This is a genomic window from Acinetobacter sp. ACNIH3 (genome assembly GCF_002918965.1).
Taxonomy (GTDB): Bacteria; Pseudomonadota; Gammaproteobacteria; order Pseudomonadales; family Moraxellaceae; genus Acinetobacter; species Acinetobacter schindleri.
Map to the genome: position 1 here is coordinate 25,851 of NZ_PQLP01000011.1, position 18,408 is coordinate 44,258.

Genomic DNA, 18,408 nt, shown 5'->3' on the forward strand with positions numbered 1-18,408 from the left:
TATCTCTATTCAATGGCTTCTATTTTTAAAGAATTAAGATAAGCCAAGGAGATCGAGATGAAATTAATAACAGCAATTATTAAACCATTCAGACTCGATGATGTACGTGCTGAACTTTCTCATCAGGGTGTTCATGGTTTGACAGTCACTGAGGTAAAAGGTGCCGGACGCCAGAAAGGTCACTCTGAAATGTATCATGGTGCTGAGTATAGTGCTGAATTCCTTCCGAAAGTAAAAGTAGAAGTTGCCGTCCCAGATGAAAAGGTAGATCAGGTGATTGAAGGTATCATTAAAGCGGCATGTACCGATAAAATTGGTGATGGCAAAATTTTTGTCACTCCTTTAGAGCAGGTCGTGCGAATCAGAACCAGCGAAACTGGAGTAGCAGCAATTTAGGCATCTTTTGTAAAAGTAAAAATTTATCTCTACAGAAATGCTGTTTATGAATCTATGCAAATTATATTTCAGTTAGTGGATCTATATAACTTGATAACTTGCAGAACAGCTCACCCATCTCATGATGAAGTGAGCTTTATTCTGGATAACTTGAGTATTTATTTTTGAGTTTTAGCTTCGACTGTTTTGGCATGTAAGACTTCGCTATCTGCTACCGTTACTTTCTTTTTCTCAAGATATTCTGCTGCCTTAGCAATATTTTTTTCTGCAAAATGCAAACCACCCTCACCTGCCATAGTGACGGTCGTAAACATGCAAATGCCACCTAATAATGCGAGAGTAGATATTATTCTTACTTTCATCGCTTCCCCTCCAAATTTGTAATTACTGAATTGATTTTTCTTTGTTTTAGACCAAGCAATTATTATTCCAATTCATAAATTGGATATCTTTTATTCATTATAATATAACATAATATTTATTAAATAAAGCAATGCAATATCAATCACATATTTTTACCTAATCTTCTCTTTATAAAGTTTAGATGAAATATAAAAAAAACCTCAAAAATGCTTCATCTTTGAGGTTTTAAGATAGGCAATATTCTGTTTCGAACGTAGGTCTTGATTCTGTTTTTATTTTTGAGTTTTAGGCAGGAAGAAACTCAGTATGCCCAATAATGGCAGGTATGAACATAACTGGAATACCCAGGCAATGCTGGTATGATCTGCCACATAACCTAATCCTGCTGCTGCGATCCCACTGATGCCAAACATTACGCCAAACATCAAACCGGCAATCGTACCCACACGGCCTGGTACTGCTTCCTGAGCATACACCACCATCGCTGAAAATGCTGACGATAAAATCAGGCCAGCGAAAATTGAAAAGATACAAGTCCAGAATAAATTGGCATACGGCATGAGTAAGGCAAATGGTGCCATACCTAAAAAGGAAAACCAGATCACTGCATTACGGCCGATCCGGTCTCCAATGGGTCCACCAAAGAAAGTGCCCAAAGCGACGGCGCCCAAAAAGGCAAATAGATAGAGCTGCGCATCTCGGATTGAGATACCAAATTTATCAATCAGGTAAAAAGTAAAATAATTACTGATGCTCACTGTATAAGTAAATTTGGCGATCATCAGGATACCAATGACACCAAGCGCACGGATTAAAGTGATTCCATGCAGTTTGGACGCTGCTGTAGCACCCATCTTTTTCAGTTGTGTCTGGCTATTTGTGATGGTCCAGCGGCTAACCTTAAATAATACAAATATGCCAAAAGCAGCAAACAGCATCAGCCATGCCGAAGACGCTTGTCCATTTGGAATAATAATCAGTGCAGCCAGTAACGGTCCTACTGCAGAGCCACTATTGCCACCGACCTGAAAGGCTGATTGTGCAGTACCGAGCTTGCCACCAGAAGCCATACGCGCTACACGTGATGCTTCCGGATGAAAAGTCGAAGAACCGATCCCGATAATTGCAGCGGAAACCAATAGCATTACAAAACTCTGAGATAGAGCTAACAGCAGAATCCCAAACAGGGTAAAACCCATACCGATCGGTAAAAGATAAGGCTTTGGATATTTGTCAGTATAGAAGCCCACCCAAGGTTGTAATAAAGACGCCGTCAATTGATACACGAGAGAGATTAAGCCGATCTGACCAAAACTCAGGTCATAATTAGTTTTCAATAAGGGATAGATGGCTGGTAAACAGGCTTGAATCAGGTCATTTAAGAAATGTGCAAGGGCAACAGCAAAGACAATGGGTAAAACCATTTTTGAGGCAGACCGCGTTACTTCGGTCTGTGCAATATCCGTCATATTCATCCATGTAGCATCCGGTAATGGCTGAAGATTATACGCCAAGCCAAATTACTTGAAATTTATTTTATTTTTTATTTATAAGTATTCTTAAAAAAGGTATTTCGGCGAATTGCTTAGCTGATGATCCTGTAATTCAATAATTTCTGCATCCAGCTGTTCCAGCTCTTCATGATGATGGGTCACATAAATCATCGGCACCTGTATTTCATCGCGGATGCGAGTAAAAAATGGCAGGATCTGCTGTTTCAGTTTGGTATCCAGGCCAGTCAATGGCTCATCCAAGAGCAGTAATTCAGGACTGGACAACAACGCCCGCCCGATCGAAATACGCTGTGCTTCCCCACCCGATAATTGCTGAACCCGACGCTGCAATAGATGATCAATTTCCAGTAACTCGGCAATCTCCTTTAATTGGAATTTTTCCTGTTCCAATTTGCCCCATTTTTTGGCGTAAAGCAGGTTCTGTTCAACATTCATATGTGGAAACAGCATCGCCTGTTGAAATATCAAAGTGATTTTACGCTGATGGATGGGAATATGAATTTTCTGATTTGTATCAGTCAGGATCTGTTTATTTAAATGAATATGGCCAGATTGTGGTTGATAGAGCCCAAGGAGTAATTTAAAAAAAGTAGTTTTGCCTGCTCCCGAAGGTCCAACAATTCCCAAGACAGAATTCTGCATCTGGACTGCTGCATCTAAACTAAAGGCATCCTTTTGATAATGAAACTCACATTGCAGCATTAGCGCTCCTGAATTTTCTGCTGATATTTTTGCATAATCCAGTAATTCGCCAATAATGCTGCAAAAGCCAGACCTAGAGATAAAAGCACCAGTCGTAAAGCCATCTGTTCGCCATCAGGTTGCTGTAATAGGGAATAGATTGCAATCGGAATGGTGCGGGTTTCGTCAGGAATGTTGCCAACAAAGGTGATGGTAGCACCGAATTCTCCCAGACTGCGGCTAAAACAGAGAATACTGCCAATCAGAATACCGGGCAACGCCAGCGGTAAGCTGATACTGCAAAAAACTTTATAGGGCTGAACACCCAAAGAATTTGCTACCTGTTCCAGTTGCGGATTAATCATTTGAAAGGACAACCGGATCGGTTGCACCATTAAGGGGAAAGCTACAATCATGGCGGCCAGCACTGCACCTTTCCAGTTAAAAGCCAGCTGAATGCCCCACTGCTGCAACCATTGTCCAATCCAGCCATTGCCACCAAAGACGATCAATAATAAATAGCCCAATACCACAGGTGGTAAAACCATCGGCAGGTGCAACAGTGTTTCCACCACATATTTCAGACGAAACTCATAACGTGCCAGAATCCACGCCAATAAAATGGCAAACGGCAAACTGATCGCTGTGGCAAAACCTGCAACCTTTGCTGACAGATACAATGCACTGAGTTCCTCTGGTGTCAGCATACTGGAACCATCCTAGAGTTTAAAACCATAGTGCTGATAAATCTTTTTCGCCTCGGTATGCTGACTCATAAAACGTATGAATTTGACTGCATCGGCATTTTTACTGCCCTGCTGAGTCAAGGCAATTGGATAGACAATCGGGCTATGCGTATGAGCTGGAAAGACCCCAGCAATTTTCACTTTTTTACTCTGTAACGCATCGGTTTTATACACAATCCCGGCCTGACATTCACCACGTTCCACAAAAGCCAAGGCCGAACGTACACTATCTGTTCCGACAATGCGGCCTTGCAGACCCTTTAACCATTTCAGATTGGTTAGACTCTGTTTGGCATATTTGCCAACAGGCACAGATTCCATTTGTCCGGTACATACATACCCCTGAAAGGACTGGGCAAAATTAAATTGAGAACTGGCCTGAAAGCTTTGCTGACGCTGTAAAGGACTGATTAATACCAGTTCATTGCTTAATAATGGCTTTACTTGAGATCTAGCTATTTTTTGTTTTTTTACCAGATAATTCATCCAGTCCTGATCGGCAGAGAAAAAAATATCAGCCGGTGCGCCAGTTTGAATTTGTCGGGCGAGCGATGAAGACGCTGCAAAGACCAGCACTACTTTGATTGAGGGATACTGTTTTTCATAACGTCTGGCAATCTCCGTCACCGCATTGCTCAGACTGGCGGCCGCATAGACTCGGACGGTACTGCCAGCCTGGACTGAACAGGAAAGGAAAACTGCACTGAATAAGATCAATCCCTTTTTCATCGGTGACATATTCCTTAAATAAACAGACCTTGCAGGATCTGACCGGTCTGGATGCTTTGCGCCGCCGGAATACGGACAATACAATTGGCCTGCATCAGGTTACTCAGCATATGCGACTGTTGCTTCGGCAAGCTGGAAAGCTTTAGCATTCCCGATTCAAAACTTAATGCCATACGCAAAAAACGTTCCCGGCTATCGGCTTTTAAGTCATGACTCATTACTGCACTAAACCATTGTGGTAATTGCTTTTGACCTTGTAACGTACTGATTAAGGTTGATACATAGATCTGCATGCCTATATAGACTGCAGCAGGATTACCCGGCAGGCCGAGTAAATAACATGGACTTTGATCGGGTCGCTCAGATCTGGCGAAGAACATTGGCTTGCCAGGTTTCTGTTTGACTTTCCAGAATAACTGTTCAAAACCCAGTTTTAGTGCGACCGGACGGACAAAGTCATAATCTCCTACCGATACACCACCGGTGGTCAGAATCAGATCGTACTGGGTTCTCAGCCTTTTAAATAGCGCGCTGACCGCCTGTTCGGTATCGGCAACATGCATGATCTCAACCTGCTGGTTTCTGGACTGGAACCAAGCTTGAATTAAAGGAGCATTGGCATCAAAAATTTTGCCGGAATTTAAGTCTTCAACTGTTTCAGCGACTTCATCACCAGTAATGATGACTGCAATTTTAGGATAGCGATAAACGGATACTTCATGCACGCCTGCCATACTCAAGGCTGCAATTGTTCCAATACTGAGTTGCTGCCCCTGAACAGCCAGGCATTGGCCCATGCAAATTTCTTCACCCGCTTGACGGATATCAGCATCCAGTCGCAAGGCTTCAGTCAAGATAATGGTCGAGTCCCTGAGCTGTACAATTTCCTGTCTTGCCACCGTCGTGGTCTGCAACGGAATTTTCGCACCCGTAAAGATGCGTACTGCCTGACCTGGCTCAAGTATCAGATCAGCTCCCTGTCCAGCACGAATTTCACCAATCAGTTCAAAACTGCTTTCTGCTGGCATGTCGATATCCATACAGATGGCATAACCGTCTACAGCACTTTGCGAAAATATCGGCAGCTGAGTTTTTGAATAAATATCTTCGGCTACGAAACGGTTCAGTGCCTGACTTAAGGGCCGTGTTTCAATGGCTAAATGATCAGTATGATCTAGAATCATCTGCAGAGCCTGATCGACAGAAATTAGGCCGGGTTCACTGCCACAGACGGAATGTTCTGTCGTTACAGCAGAGTTCATTCATAGCCTCCTGCATGGGGAATATTTTTCTGTACATCAAACAGATGTACGAGTGCAGGTAAAATCGCCACTAAGGATTCTTTAGCCCCTTGGCGGCTACCCGGTAAGGTAAGGATCAGGCTGTTTTCAATATAACCTGCGACACCACGGCTCAGTGCTGCGTAAGGTGTACGACGTTGACCAAAACTGCGTGCAGCTTCCATCAGTCCCGGAATTTCACGGGTTAGTAAGGGTTGAATAGTTTCCACTGTCAGATCTTTAGGGCCGAGTCCCGTACCACCCACTGTCAGAATTAATGGATAATCATTTTTTTGCTGTTCAATTAAAGCTTTTAGCTGTTCAGGACTATCCGGAATCACCTGATAGTGGATAAAGCCAAAATTAGCTTCTTCCAGAATTTCCATCACATTCTGCCCGGCTGTGTCGGCTTTCTTGCCAGATGCCACGGTATCAGAAAGTACAATGACAGAGGCTGGTAAAGGTTCTTTCAGAACACGGGTGAAATGTGATTTTCCACCCTTTTTTTGCCCCAGTTTAACCTGATCCAGACATAATTCTTCCGGCTCACAATGTGGTTTCAGCATATCGTAAAGGGTCAAACCTGCCAGACTGACTGCTGTCAGTGCTTCCATTTCCACACCCGTTGGACCAATCGTTTCCACTACCGCAGTAATCACTACATGAGCTTCTTCAAGCTCATATTCCACATCGGCCCGATAAATTGGCAGTGGATGACATAGAGGAATGAGTTCATCAGTACGTTTTGCGCCTAAAATCCCTGCGATCCGAGCGGTTTTTAGCGCATCACCTTTGTCGGTATTACCATTACGCAGTAATTCAATGCAGTGTGGCGGCGCATGCAGAATCCCGGTGGCAATAGCAGTGCGGTAACTTTCCGGTTTCATTCCGACATCTTTCATGGCTTATCCTTCTTGAATCTTTTCATTTTTTACTCAAACTTGAATTTATAGCGGCCATTGATAAACAGGAACATCTGGCTGGATCAGGTTCAAAGGCAATTTTTCCGATGTATGTGCATCAGTACAGTTATGAGTATGCGCATGCTTTCTATGAGGGTGATGATTTGAACCTTGGTCACGACGAATGCAGCAACCTTCGACATATTGACTACTGCCATCCATATAGAATTCTTCTTTCCAGACCGGTACTTCATGCTTGACCCGTTCCACGGCTTCTTCGCAGGCTTGAAAAGCTTCCCGACGATGTGGTGCATAGGCCATGGCAATAATGGCGATATCACCAATATCCAATGAACCGATGCGATGTACAATTCGGACATAGGACACGCCATATTCAGCCTGAATTTCCTGCTCGATCTGGCGAATCATCTTTTCAGCAACAGGTGCATAAGCGGTATATTTCAGTGCTTTAACCGCTTTACCTTCATGATGATTTCGTACTGTTCCGACAAAAATACCGATTCCCCCACATTCAGGAAAATATTGAATCCCATCAAATACGTCCTGTTGCAGCGGTGTGCCCTGAATACGGGCAAATTGTTTCAGTTCCATCTCAACCTCCTGCGACCGGTGACAGCAACACTAGAGTACTGTCCTGATTTAATCGAGTCTGACGAGAAATAATGTCTTCACCGATGGCACAGGCACAACGCTCTAACAGGTTGAAAGCTTCTGGAAAGGACTGAATGACTTTATTGAGTACATCGGCAACCAGACTGTCTATCTGACATTGCACAGTTAAATCTTGAGGTAACTGACGTTCGATCGCACCGAAAGATTCGATTTTGACGGTAATCGATGATTGAAGTTTTGTAGTCATCTTAGCCTCCTATCATATGCATGCTGATTTTTCGGAAATTTGAATGGGTTTTATGGGAGGGATTGAACAGTCTTTGCTGAGCCTGAATGGCCTGAAAGCCAGCAGCTTTATTCCAGATATAGGGTTGCAGCTGTTGTTGCAGGGTTTGTTCAGCTGATGCTAGGTGCTGTCTTAACTGTTGAATACTGTTTTTGAGTTTTAGACCTTGAGTTGAGAATAAGCAGTTAAATAATTCACCTTGAGCATTCAGTCGTAAACGGTCACAGTTACCACAGAATGAATTAGTAATCGTTGAAATAATGCCGATCGACATACCTTCAATGTAATAGCTTCGTGCTGGATTAGTCCCCTGACCTTGTCTGATCTTTACTTCAAATTCTGTAGCCAATTCATCCAGAATGTCCTGCTCGCTAACCACATGATCACGTGACCAGTTCTGGTCGCCATCGAGTGGCATAAACTCGATAAAACGCAATTCAACTTGTTCGCGTTTGGCCCAGTGTGCCAAAGACAGAATCTGGTCATCATTGATGCCTTTGATGAGTACTGTATTAATTTTGATTTGAAAGCCAGCCTGCTGGGCTGCTTGAATGCCTTCTAATACGGGTTGCAGTTTTTTTGCAGTTAATTGTTCAAACTGCTCTGCATCCAGGCTGTCCAGACTGATATTCAGGTCATCTAGCCCGGCCTGCTTTAATTCTGCTGCATATTGTTTGAGATAATGACCATTCGTAGTGATTGAAATACGTTTCAAGCCGCTTTTTTTCAGTTGTTGTAATTCAGCAATAAAATGCACCACACCTTGGCGCATTAAAGGTTCGCCACCGGTAATCCGGATCTGTTCAATACCACGGCGAACCATGAATTCACAAAAATGGTAGAGTTCTTCAAAGCTGAGTAAATCGTGTTTTTTCATCCATTCCGGATGTTCTGGCATGCAATAAACACATTTAAAATTACAGCGATCCGTCACAGAGATACGGAGCTTACGCTTATTGCGTCCAAACTGATCCTGAAATACCGGGACTGGTTCAGCCTGCTGTAAAGGATTGATATGGTTCATTACTTATTCCATCAGGGTCGATCATCAACTTTGTTTCTAGCCAAATGTTTTGCTGACCGATGCCCTATTAAATTGCTATTGCTCTAGGGTTAAATTGCAATAAATGTTCCAACTTTGCGCAGAAATTGCGGTTTTTTAATATTTGAGTGCGATTTATTGGAATTTAAGAAAAATAAGAGTTTTAAACAGATGTATTGCCCTGCTTTTAAGCACCATTCACTCAGCACTTAGAGAAAGTGCAGTTGCTGATGCTGCTGCAATTCATCAAAGGAGTTAATGCTGTGAAAAAACAGTGCATGATTTTTAAATCGCGCCATTTGCATGTGCATTTTCGCAAAACAATGTCTTAAGCTGCGCTGATTTTGTTCAAGATGCTGAACCAGTGTCGGCAAACTGCTTCGTTTAAGTAAGCAGAATGGATATAATGCTATATCATTTATTTCCACTACAGCCACTTCACAAAGAAGATCTCGCTGCATGGCCCGATGTAATCCAGAAATAACCTTTTTGGGAATGTAAGTCACATCGCATGGTACAAACAGCACGTAGTCAGACTGCACATGAGACCAGGCACTTTTCATGCCCATCAAGGGTCCGTGAAAGCCCGGTTCATCATCCTGAAAATAGCGGATTGATGGAATAAGGCGTTCATAAATGGAGTGATCACGGTGGCTGTTGATCCAGACCTGACCAACACGCGATCTAAGCTGCTGGTGAATCTTGATCAGTTGAATTTCATCATCAAACTTTTGCAGCAGCTTGTTAATACCATTCATCCGACGCGCCTGGCCACCAGCCAGGATGACTAAATCGGTGGGTGGATAATTTATACTCTTATGGATTCTTTTCATTATACGGACTCCGTCTGGCAAGCTTTAATCAGGCCACGAATTTCAGGTAAGCAGGAACCGCAGTTACCGCCGGCTTTTAGACATGCGGTCACCTGTTTTTCGTTAGTGATATTTTTTTCTTTAATCGTCTGGATGATGCGGTTTTTACCGACTTTAAAACAGCTACACACTAGCGCACCTTCACTCTTGCTCATTGAGATCGTCTGACCGGCCAGCAACGCTTTACGGTGCATGGCACTGAGTCGTTCACGCTGAAATAGCCCCGATAACCAGTCGCGATCTGGCAACAGCTCTTTTGGTGCGATATACAGGCTGGCAATCAGCTTGCCGTCCTGCAACACTATGCTATGGCTGATATGCGCGGTCTGGTCTTCCAGATTTAGCCATTCAAAGTCCTCTTCAGTAAAGGGCAACAGGCTTTTCAGCTGTTCGGTCGTAGTGCTAAATTTCTGACGATCTGCAATTTCATAACGTGTCGCACGAATAGCCTTTACCTTGGTCCACCAGATGCTCTTGTCAATAAAGGGTTGCACATAACTTTCAAAACCTTCACGCACATACAGCACACCCTGCCACTGGGTATGGAATGGCTGGATCAACACTGGCGTATGCTTAAACTCAGGCTCGCCAGAAATGGCATCGACCACCGGATTCACCAGCTTGCCGATACGTGCATCGGATGCCATCTGATCATTCCAGTGGATTGGTGTAAAGATCTGACCACGACGGATATTGTCACTAACCTGAGCACGTAAAATACATAGGCCCCATTCAGAACGAACTTCGACCAGCTCACCATCCTGAATCCCGTATTTCAGTGCATCATTCGGGTGAATTTCACAATACGGTTCGGCACGATGTGTACTGAGATTGGCAGATAATCCAGTGCGGCTCATAGTATGCCATTGGTCACGAATCCGACCAGTATTCAGAATTAAAGGATATTCACTGGAAACCTGATTGACCGGATCAATTGCAGTAGTTGCAATAAATCTTGCTTTACCATCAGCATGACTGAACTGGCCTTGGGCAAATAATCTTCCTACAGATTGAGCAGGTTGCTGTTTACCCCAAACCGGCCATTGCACTGGTTCCAGTTTGTCGTATTCTTCTGTGGTTAAATTACTCAAGCCTTGCAGATTAAAATAACGGAAATATGGGGTTTCTAGACGTTGGGAAATTTCTACATTCTGATAAGCAGAGAGCTCGGCATGCTCTTTAAAAATTTCATGACTATTGTGAAAATCAAACCCTCTGAAGCCCATTTGCTTCGCCACCTGTGCAATCGCCCACCAGTCAGATTTGGCTTCACCCGGCGCATCTAAAAAGGCATGTTGCCTTGAAATACGGCGTTCCGAATTGGTGACGGTTCCATCTTTTTCGCCCCAGCCTAAAGCTGGAAGTAATACATCAGCATATTGAGTAGTATCCGTATCCTGACAGATATCAGAGACCACTACGAATTCACATTTATCCAGAGCACGCTTCACCTGATCGGCATCGGGCAAGCTGACGACCGGATTTGTGGCCATGATCCAGATGGCTTTGATCTTGCCGCTTTCGACTGCCTGGAATAGATCAACTGCCTTAAAACCCGCTTGCTTGGCAATATATGGACTTTGCCAGAATTTTTGCACCAGCTGTTGATGCTCCAGATTTTCTAAATCCATATGGGCTGCCAGCATATTGGCCAAGCCACCGACTTCACGGCCGCCCATCGCATTTGGCTGGCCGGTCATAGAGAATGGGGCTGCACCGAGCTTACCAATTTTTCCGGTGAGCAAATGGCAGTTAATAATACTGTTGGCTTTATCTACGCCACGGGATGACTGATTTACGCCCATGGAGAACAACGTCATGACTTTGTCAGTCTGGGCAAATTTTTCAAAGAATTGACTCAGCTTAACAGCTGAAATACCGGTGCGTGCCGCCACATCTTCAATCGAAGCTTCCGCAGTACTGCTGGCCAAGGCCTGTTCCAGCCCTTGGGTATGTGCAGCAACAAATTCCTGATCTACATCACCATGCTGATATAAGTACTGTAATAGGCCATTAAATAGTGCAACGTCTTGCCCTGGCAGAATAGGCAGATGCAGATCTGCTGCTTCACAGGTACTGGTAAAACGCGGATCAATCACGACTACAAACAGATCACGCCGTTCCTTGGCTTTCATGATGCGCTGGTAGAGCACCGGATGACACCATGCAGTATTGGAACCCACCAGCACCACCATGTCAGTATGTTCAAAATCTTCATAACTGGCTGGAACCAGATCTTCACCAAAAGCTCGTTTATGTGCAGCAACAGCCGAAGACATACACAGGCGTGAATTGGTATCAATATTTGCCGTGCCGAGATAGCCTTTGACGAACTTATTCACCACATAATAATCTTCGGTCAGCAGCTGACCCGAGACATAAAAGGCAATGCTGTCACGGCCATATTGATCGATGTATTGCTGGAATTTATGGGCAATCGTTGAAGTTGCAGTATCCCAATCAGTAACTTCACGCTGGTCTTTACGGCCTAACATTGGATGCAATAAACGGGTTTCCAAGCCTAAAGTATCAACCAGATTACTGCCTTTGATGCACAATTTTCCGTAATTCGAAGGATGTTTGACATCACCTTCAACAGTCACTTTCGGACCTGATGTGGTCGGCGTTACATGTGCAGTCACACCACAACCCACGCCGCAATATGGGCATGTGGTCTGTGTGGTTTTAGTTTTTAATTCTGTGGAGCTATGCAGTTCCACCACTGGGATACTATTCATTGCTGCTGTGCTCCTAAATTATCTAAATTCACGTAATTCCGATTTTTATCTTGGCTTTATTTGAAATATGAAATTCATGTAAGCATTCACTATCGTGAGGTGGCATGGATGCCACCGATACCCATCATTACAGGACGTAATGTATGGGAATCCAAGATTTTTGTTACTTTTGATCTTTCAAAAGTAAGGGAATGCCTACACGTAAACGGTTGCTTTAGCACTCCATTTGAGGCTAGGACATCCTTCTTATGAAGTACTAATTACAGAGATCTAATTACCCTGCTTTCTTTAATGCAAAATCCCGACCAAAAAGCAGCTTGTTACGAATCGTTGCAATTGGGGTTTGATCTGCAATTAGCTCGGCATACCAGGCACCATCCTCAGTATCACCAAACAGCACCGCACCAATGACTTTATCTTTTTGAATAATAATGCGTTTATAGATCTGACGTTTCTCGTCATTCAGTACGATATCTTCAAAATCATCTTTTGGTTCGAAGTCACCTGCAGAGAACACATCACAACCACTCACTTTCAGCTGAGTCGGAACCGTTGGCGCTTTAAAGGTTAAGCTGCCATGCTCGGCTAGGTGTGATGCACAAATGAACGCTTGGCCCCAAAGTGGTTCAACCAGACCAAAGGTTTGACCACGGTGCTCGATACATTCACCCACCGCATAAATACTTGGGTCGAAAGTCTGCATGGTGTCATTCACCAGCACACCGCGATTACAACGCAGACCGGCACTTTGTGCCAATGCGATATTTGGACGGATACCCACAGCGAAGACCACCAGATCAGCAGCCAGCACAGTGCCATCTTTGAGTTTCACTTGGGTCACATGACCATCTGCACCAATCAGGCATTCGGTATTCGCTTCATTCAGAATGGTGATGCCCTTTTGTTCAATCGCCGTTTTCAGCATCTGGCTGGCTTTGCTGTCCAGCTGACGATCCATAATGCGATCCATCAGATGCAATACTTTGACATTCATGCCTTGCTGTTTCAGGCCATAAGCAGCTTCCAGGCCCAGTAAGCCACCACCGATGACTACCGCATTTTTCTTGGTTTTGCAGTAGTTCAGCATGGTATTTACATCATAGATGTCGCGGAAGCTGAGTACGCCTTTTAATTCGCTACCTGGGATTGGTGGAACGAATGGCTTGGAACCCGTCGCCAGAATCAAACGGTCATAACTGATCACTTCGCCTTTTCCGGTATAAACCTGCTTACGCGGACGATCAATGCGAACCGCTGGGTCACCTGCAATCAGACGAATGCCTTTGTCGGCATACCAAGTATGTGGATGTAGCATGATGTCATCAATGGTTTTTTCACCAGAAAGCACTGGCGACAGCATGATGCGGTTGTAGTTGCCCCACGGCTCTTCACCAATCACGGTAATTTCATAACGGTCTGGTGCCATATCCAACAGGTCTTCTAGACAGCGCATGCCTGCCAGACCATTACCGACCAGTACCAGTTTCATTTTCTCCGGTGAAACACCGTTGCTGGTGATATAGGTTTTTTGTGGCACTGGGCTAATGAACACCTTGCCATTTTCAATCTTGCTTGGAAAAACCAGTAGCTTTTGATCTTTATCTTCCAGACAGCGTCCGGTTGCCAGACTGAAATGCTGCTTGTAAATCGGTGAAGCGACGACGCGTTCCCCTTGCAGATCACCCAGAATCCCGCGTGACATTACAAATGCTTTACTAAATGGATCCTGGTTACTTAAGGCATAAACACGCTTTTCATGACCTACACGGAACAAAGCAATTTGCTGATTTTCAATTAATGCACCTACACCGGTATTCGGGGTAATGTCATCCAGTGCACACACTTCCACCCAATTCAGTTCATTCATATCTTTTAAAATGGTCATCTTCTTTCTTCCTTATGCTTTGAATCAGGCTTCAACTACTGGGATACGTGTGATATCACGTTCAGCTTCAGTTTTCGGACGGATCTGGCCGCGTACTTCAGTAAATTGAACATGAGGATCATTCTGCAATTCAGCTTTGGCATTAATAAAGGTTTTAAAGCGCTTACGTACTTCAGGATCTTCAATCGCAGTACGCCATTCGTCCTGATAAGTACCCACCACATGCTGCATACGCTGTTCCAATTCAGCGGCCAGACCAAGCGAGTCATTCACGATGACATCTTTCAGATAATCCAGGCCACCTTCAAGGTTGTCACGCCATACCGAAGTACGTTGCAAACGATCTGCAGTCTGGATATAGAACATGAAGAAACGGTCGATATAGCGGATCAGGGTTTGAGTATCCAGGTCAGATGCCAGTAGTTCCGCGTGGCGTGGTTTCATACCGCCGTTACCGCAAACATATAGGTTCCAGCCTTTTTCAGTGGCAATCACGCCCACGTCTTTGCTTTGTGCTTCGGCACATTCACGGGTACAGCCAGACACAGCCATTTTCAGTTTGTGTGGAGAACGCAGGCCTTTATAACGGTTTTCCAGGAAGATCGCCAAGCCAACCGAGTCATCTACGCCATAACGGCACCAGGTGCTACCGACACAAGATTTCACGGTACGTAAGGATTTACCGTAAGCGTGACCTGATTCAAAACCGGCATTGATCAGTTTTTCCCAGATTTCTGGTAATTGATGGAGTTGCGCACCAAACATATCGACACGCTGGCCGCCAGTCAGTTTGGTGTATAGACCATATTCTTTAGCAATCTGACCAATGATGATCAGACCATCTGGAGTAACTTCACCACCTGCCATACGAGGAACGACAGAGTAAGTACCATCTTTTTGAATGTTACCGAGGTAGTAGTCGTTACTGTCTTGCAAGCCAGCATGGCTTGGTTTCAAGACGAAATCATTCCAGCAAGATGCGAGAATGTTCGCTACTGTCGGTTTACAGATGTCACAGCCCAGCCCATGTCCATGTTGATGAATCAGGTCATCAAACGTTTTGATTTCATTAACCCGAACTAGGTGATACAGCTCTTGACGTGAGTAAGCAAAATGTTCACACAAATGGTTATTCACCGTTACACCTTGGCGTTGCAACTCGGACTTCAATACTTGAGTGACGAGTGGCGCACAGCCACCACAGGCGGTTGCTGCTTTGGTGCATTTTTTCAGAGCGCCGAGTGAAGTTGAACCATCAGCAATCGCAGAGCAGATATCTGCTTTAGACACGTTATTACATGAACAGATGGTTGCACTGTCTGGAAGTAGATCCACACCACTACCGCCTGCTTTAGCAGTCGCCTGATCAAAGCCCGGCATAATCAGGCTTTCAGGATTCTCAGGTACAGCCAGCCCATTCAGCATCATTTGCAGCAGGTCGTTATATTCTTTGGCACAACCGACCAGTACTGCACCCAACAGTTTGGTCTTTTCGGCATTGACCACGATTTTCTTATAGACTTGAGCCGCTTCATCGGCGTAGAAGTAGCTCAGTGAACCTGGTGTCATGGCATGTGCATCACCCACCGAAGCAACATCTACACCCATCAGTTTCAGCTTGGTGCTCATGTCTGCACCAGCAAATGCTGCACATTCTTCTTGCAGCACATGCTTTGCAGCGATACGTGCCATGTCATAGCCTGGAGCCACCAGACCAAAAATCTTGTTATTCCAGAGTGCACATTCACCAATCGCGTAAATATCTGGATGAGAAGTCTGACAGTAATCATTGATCATGATTCCGCCACGTTCACCAATGGCCAGCCCGCTTTGACGTGCCAATTCATCACGTGGACGAATCCCTGCAGAGAACAGGATAATATCGGTTTCCAGTTCCGCACCATCACCAAACTTCATCACATGTTTGGCATTGGCACCGTCTTCAATAGATGAGGTTGCTTTTTGGGTATGAACTTTAACACCCAGATTTTCAATTTTTGAGCGTAAAACTTTTCCGCCAAGATCATCAATCTGGACTGCCATCAGACGTGGTGCAAATTCAACCACATGTGTTTCCAGATTTAGATCACGCAGGGCTTTGGCTGCTTCCAGACCCAACAGACCACCACCGATTACCACACCAGTTTTTGCATTTAAACTCGCTGCACGAATGGCATCCAGGTCTTCAATCGTACGGTAAACAAAACAATTTTCACGGTCATTCCCCGGGATTGGCGGAACAAAAGCATAGGAACCCGTTGCCAGAATCAGCTTGTCATAAGTTAACTCTTCACCATGCTGGGTAGTCACAGTACGAGTATGCTGATTGATTGAAACTGCTTTAGTGCCCAAGCGCAGGTCGATCCCATATGCATCCGCAAAGTCGCTACGGCAAAGGGTCAAGTCTTTTGCTGATTTTCCACTGAAATATTCAGTTAAATGAACACGGTCATATGCCAAACGTGGTTCTTCAGCCAGAATAGTGATTTCAACCTCATCGCCCGCCTGTTCAAGTACAGATTCGATAAATTTGTGGCCCACCATGCCATGACCAATCATGATAATTTTCATATGTTTACTTCCTACTAATTTTAAAATATCTGGTATTAATTTTGCGCTTCAGCAAGGTTGCGATCCTGGATCGCCTGTTCAAACAGACGCTGCTCTTTTTCCTTATGCTCAACCGAGAAGCGGATCATTAGTACACAGCTCGCAGCAATCACCACTAGTCCGCCCAGCACCATTAATGTGGTCTGTATATCCAGCATGCCTTTTAATAAGAAGCCCGCTGCAACTGCGCCTACGTTACCGCCTGCACCGATAATGCCCGCCACACCACCCAGTGCATCACGGTCAATAAATGGCACTAGCGCATAGGTCGCACCGCAGGCCATGTGGGTAAACAGGGCGAATACCGTCATGGTCAGGATTGCCAACATTGCACTGTTCATTTGTGAGAACACCACCAGGAACACACCTTCCAGCAGGATCATCAGAAACAATACTTTGGTACGGCCATCCAGACCTTTGCTTAGTGCCACTCTGTCAGATACGATGCCACCCAGGGCGCGTGCAAATAACGCCAGCAAACCAAAGATCCCCGCAGCCATACCCGCTTCTTTCAGGCCAAACTCGAAGTTTTCTACGTAGTACATTGCCACGATGTTATGAATGAAGATTTCGATACCGAAACAGGCAGCATAGGCACCAAACAGGATCCAGACGCGGTAGTTTTTCGCTGCATGCATCAGAATCGCCATGCCACCTTTTTTATCGCTGCCCACACTGACGCCTTGGGCACGTAATTCACTAAAGTTGCCTTGGGGACAGTCTTGAGTCAGTTTCCAGTACAGGAAGCCTACCATCACCATCATCACGCCTGGCACAATCAATGCAATTCTCCAGCCCATTGCCTGTTCAACACCGAACATCACCAGGGCAGCCAGCATTAATGGCATCAATACCTGCGTGGCACCACCACCTGCATTGCCCCAGCCTGCAGTTGCCGCATTTGCCGTACCTACGACATTTGGTGCAAACATGATGCTGGTGTGATATTGGGTAATCACGAAGCTGGCACCAATGGCGCCAATCAATAAGCGGAAGAACAGGAAGGATTCGTAGCTATTAGAAGCTGCGACACCAAAGACAGGAATACTGCCGATGATCAGTAATGCAGAATAGGTTTTACGTGGACCGTATTTGTCACATAAAGGCCCCACAATCAGACGAACCAAAATAGTGATAGCAACCGCAGCAATATTGATATTGGCGATTTGTGCTTTGGTCAGATTGAATTCACCCGCAATGACCGGCATCAGCGGCGCACAGGCAAACCAGGCGAAGAAACAGACAAAGAATGCCAGCCAGCTCATGTGGAAGGCACGCATCGCTACGCTGGAAAAACTGAATAGACTTATTTTTGTTGCTTTTTGAGCTTGTAAATTTGAAGACATGACCATCTTCCTCCAGAACTGAACGTTATAAATATCCTGGCCTGTGGCTTTGGCAGGTCAGAATCGAACAGAACGGACGTCATTGGCCGTCTAAATTTTCAGGTATAAGTCGCCTTTGACTCAATACTCTTATCTTGTTAAATACTTAGCAGGATCTATGCCAATTTTATAAAAAAGGCTTTTTTACTTATTTTTTAAAGATAAAGCGCTAGCCCAACTTATTTATAAGCATTGCAATCCCCTACGACATTGATGGAATTGCACTGTTTCAAAGCTTTTGCACAAAAAGGAATCATAAATATACAGAAAACCCTGCTTAATATGGCATAAAAATGGCGCAAAAATTGCATATAAATGTGTTCAAGATGTACCGATCATTGGATCA

16 protein-coding genes are annotated in these 18,408 nt (G+C 44.7%); 1 reads left to right on the forward strand and 15 read right to left on the reverse strand.

Annotated elements, in window-relative coordinates:
* Positions 1–57: 57 nt before the first annotated feature.
* The gene (locus C3420_RS06895) at positions 58–396 is read left to right on the forward strand and encodes a P-II family nitrogen regulator (protein ID WP_008303518.1); all 339 of its coding nucleotides are present in this window, start codon (positions 58–60) and stop codon (positions 394–396) included.
* Positions 397–554: 158 nt separating this feature from the next.
* On the opposite strand, the gene C3420_RS06900 is transcribed toward C3420_RS06895, so the two are convergent.
* The 15 genes from C3420_RS06900 to C3420_RS06970 all read right to left on the reverse strand — a co-directional run bounded on the left by C3420_RS06900 (position 555) and on the right by C3420_RS06970 (position 18,023).
* Positions 555–710: a hypothetical protein gene (locus C3420_RS06900; RefSeq protein WP_228152947.1), complete on the reverse strand. Its 156-nt coding sequence runs from the start codon at positions 708–710 to the stop codon at positions 555–557.
* Positions 711–1,031: 321 nt separating this feature from the next.
* Entirely contained in the window at positions 1,032–2,234 is a 1,203-nt protein-coding gene (locus C3420_RS06905; protein ID WP_004809388.1) for an MFS transporter, read from the reverse strand.
* A gap of 84 nt (positions 2,235–2,318) precedes the next feature.
* Positions 2,319–2,975 (reverse strand): ATP-binding cassette domain-containing protein, encoded by a 657-nt coding sequence (locus C3420_RS06910; RefSeq protein WP_103800006.1) that lies wholly within the window; start codon positions 2,973–2,975, stop codon positions 2,319–2,321.
* Positions 2,975–3,661, reverse strand: coding sequence for a molybdate ABC transporter permease subunit (gene modB, locus C3420_RS06915; protein ID WP_048882720.1), 687 nt, complete (start codon positions 3,659–3,661; stop codon positions 2,975–2,977). Before modB ends, C3420_RS06910 begins: the two co-directional genes overlap by 1 nt.
* A gap of 12 nt (positions 3,662–3,673) precedes the next feature.
* Positions 3,674–4,429, reverse strand: a complete 756-nt coding sequence (modA, locus tag C3420_RS06920) for a molybdate ABC transporter substrate-binding protein (RefSeq protein WP_103800007.1) — start codon at positions 4,427–4,429, stop codon at positions 3,674–3,676.
* 14 nt (positions 4,430–4,443) lie between these two features.
* Positions 4,444–5,691, reverse strand: a complete 1,248-nt coding sequence (locus tag C3420_RS06925; protein WP_103800008.1) for a molybdopterin molybdotransferase MoeA — start codon at positions 5,689–5,691, stop codon at positions 4,444–4,446.
* A complete protein-coding gene (moaCB, locus tag C3420_RS06930) occupies positions 5,688–6,611 on the reverse strand; it encodes a bifunctional molybdenum cofactor biosynthesis protein MoaC/MoaB (RefSeq protein WP_004809393.1) in 924 nt (307 codons plus the stop codon). The genes C3420_RS06925 and moaCB overlap by 4 nt, the downstream gene beginning before the upstream one ends.
* Positions 6,612–6,656: 45 nt before the next feature.
* Entirely contained in the window at positions 6,657–7,223 is a 567-nt protein-coding gene (locus C3420_RS06935; protein WP_103800009.1) for a molybdenum cofactor biosynthesis protein MoaE, read from the reverse strand.
* 1 nt (position 7,224) lies between these two features.
* Positions 7,225–7,491 (reverse strand): MoaD/ThiS family protein, encoded by a 267-nt coding sequence (locus tag C3420_RS06940; protein WP_004809395.1) that lies wholly within the window; start codon positions 7,489–7,491, stop codon positions 7,225–7,227.
* A 1-nt stretch (position 7,492) separates the two neighbouring features.
* Positions 7,493–8,554: a GTP 3',8-cyclase MoaA gene (gene moaA / locus C3420_RS06945; RefSeq protein WP_103800010.1), complete on the reverse strand. Its 1,062-nt coding sequence runs from the start codon at positions 8,552–8,554 to the stop codon at positions 7,493–7,495.
* 227 nt (positions 8,555–8,781) lie between these two features.
* Complete coding sequence (mobA, locus tag C3420_RS06950; RefSeq protein ID WP_103800011.1) at positions 8,782–9,405, reverse strand: molybdenum cofactor guanylyltransferase; 624 nt, start codon at positions 9,403–9,405, stop codon at positions 8,782–8,784.
* Positions 9,405–12,182 (reverse strand): nitrate reductase, encoded by a 2,778-nt coding sequence (locus C3420_RS06955; protein ID WP_103800012.1) that lies wholly within the window; start codon positions 12,180–12,182, stop codon positions 9,405–9,407. The genes mobA and C3420_RS06955 overlap by 1 nt, the downstream gene beginning before the upstream one ends.
* Positions 12,183–12,456: 274 nt before the next feature.
* Positions 12,457–14,067 (reverse strand): nitrite reductase small subunit NirD, encoded by a 1,611-nt coding sequence (nirD, locus tag C3420_RS06960; protein WP_103800013.1) that lies wholly within the window; start codon positions 14,065–14,067, stop codon positions 12,457–12,459.
* 24 nt (positions 14,068–14,091) lie between these two features.
* Positions 14,092–16,638, reverse strand: a complete 2,547-nt coding sequence (nirB, locus tag C3420_RS06965; protein ID WP_103800014.1) for a nitrite reductase large subunit NirB — start codon at positions 16,636–16,638, stop codon at positions 14,092–14,094.
* A gap of 35 nt (positions 16,639–16,673) precedes the next feature.
* Complete coding sequence (locus C3420_RS06970) at positions 16,674–18,023, reverse strand: MFS transporter (RefSeq protein WP_076753567.1); 1,350 nt, start codon at positions 18,021–18,023, stop codon at positions 16,674–16,676.
* Between the last annotated feature and the right edge of the window lie 385 nt (positions 18,024–18,408).

Excerpts from the sequence above, each read along its gene's own strand:
- C3420_RS06895 (WP_008303518.1), top strand. The coding sequence starts at position 58 with ATGAAATTAATAACAGCAATTATTAAACCATTCAGACTCGATGATGTA.
- C3420_RS06900 (WP_228152947.1), bottom strand. The coding sequence starts at position 710 with ATGTTTACGACCGTCACTATGGCAGGTGAGGGTGGTTTGCATTTTGCA.
- C3420_RS06905 (WP_004809388.1), bottom strand. The coding sequence starts at position 2,234 with ATGAATATGACGGATATTGCACAGACCGAAGTAACGCGGTCTGCCTCA.
- C3420_RS06910 (WP_103800006.1), bottom strand. The coding sequence starts at position 2,975 with ATGCTGCAATGTGAGTTTCATTATCAAAAGGATGCCTTTAGTTTAGAT.
- modB (WP_048882720.1), bottom strand. The coding sequence starts at position 3,661 with ATGCTGACACCAGAGGAACTCAGTGCATTGTATCTGTCAGCAAAGGTT.
- modA (WP_103800007.1), bottom strand. The coding sequence starts at position 4,429 with ATGAAAAAGGGATTGATCTTATTCAGTGCAGTTTTCCTTTCCTGTTCA.
- C3420_RS06925 (WP_103800008.1), bottom strand. The coding sequence starts at position 5,691 with ATGAACTCTGCTGTAACGACAGAACATTCCGTCTGTGGCAGTGAACCC.
- moaCB (WP_004809393.1), bottom strand. The coding sequence starts at position 6,611 with ATGAAAGATGTCGGAATGAAACCGGAAAGTTACCGCACTGCTATTGCC.
- C3420_RS06935 (WP_103800009.1), bottom strand. The coding sequence starts at position 7,223 with ATGGAACTGAAACAATTTGCCCGTATTCAGGGCACACCGCTGCAACAG.
- C3420_RS06940 (WP_004809395.1), bottom strand. The coding sequence starts at position 7,491 with ATGACTACAAAACTTCAATCATCGATTACCGTCAAAATCGAATCTTTC.
- moaA (WP_103800010.1), bottom strand. The coding sequence starts at position 8,554 with ATGAACCATATCAATCCTTTACAGCAGGCTGAACCAGTCCCGGTATTT.
- mobA (WP_103800011.1), bottom strand. The coding sequence starts at position 9,405 with ATGAAAAGAATCCATAAGAGTATAAATTATCCACCCACCGATTTAGTC.
- C3420_RS06955 (WP_103800012.1), bottom strand. The coding sequence starts at position 12,182 with ATGAATAGTATCCCAGTGGTGGAACTGCATAGCTCCACAGAATTAAAA.
- nirD (WP_103800013.1), bottom strand. The coding sequence starts at position 14,067 with ATGACCATTTTAAAAGATATGAATGAACTGAATTGGGTGGAAGTGTGT.
- nirB (WP_103800014.1), bottom strand. The coding sequence starts at position 16,638 with ATGAAAATTATCATGATTGGTCATGGCATGGTGGGCCACAAATTTATC.
- C3420_RS06970 (WP_076753567.1), bottom strand. The coding sequence starts at position 18,023 with ATGTCTTCAAATTTACAAGCTCAAAAAGCAACAAAAATAAGTCTATTC.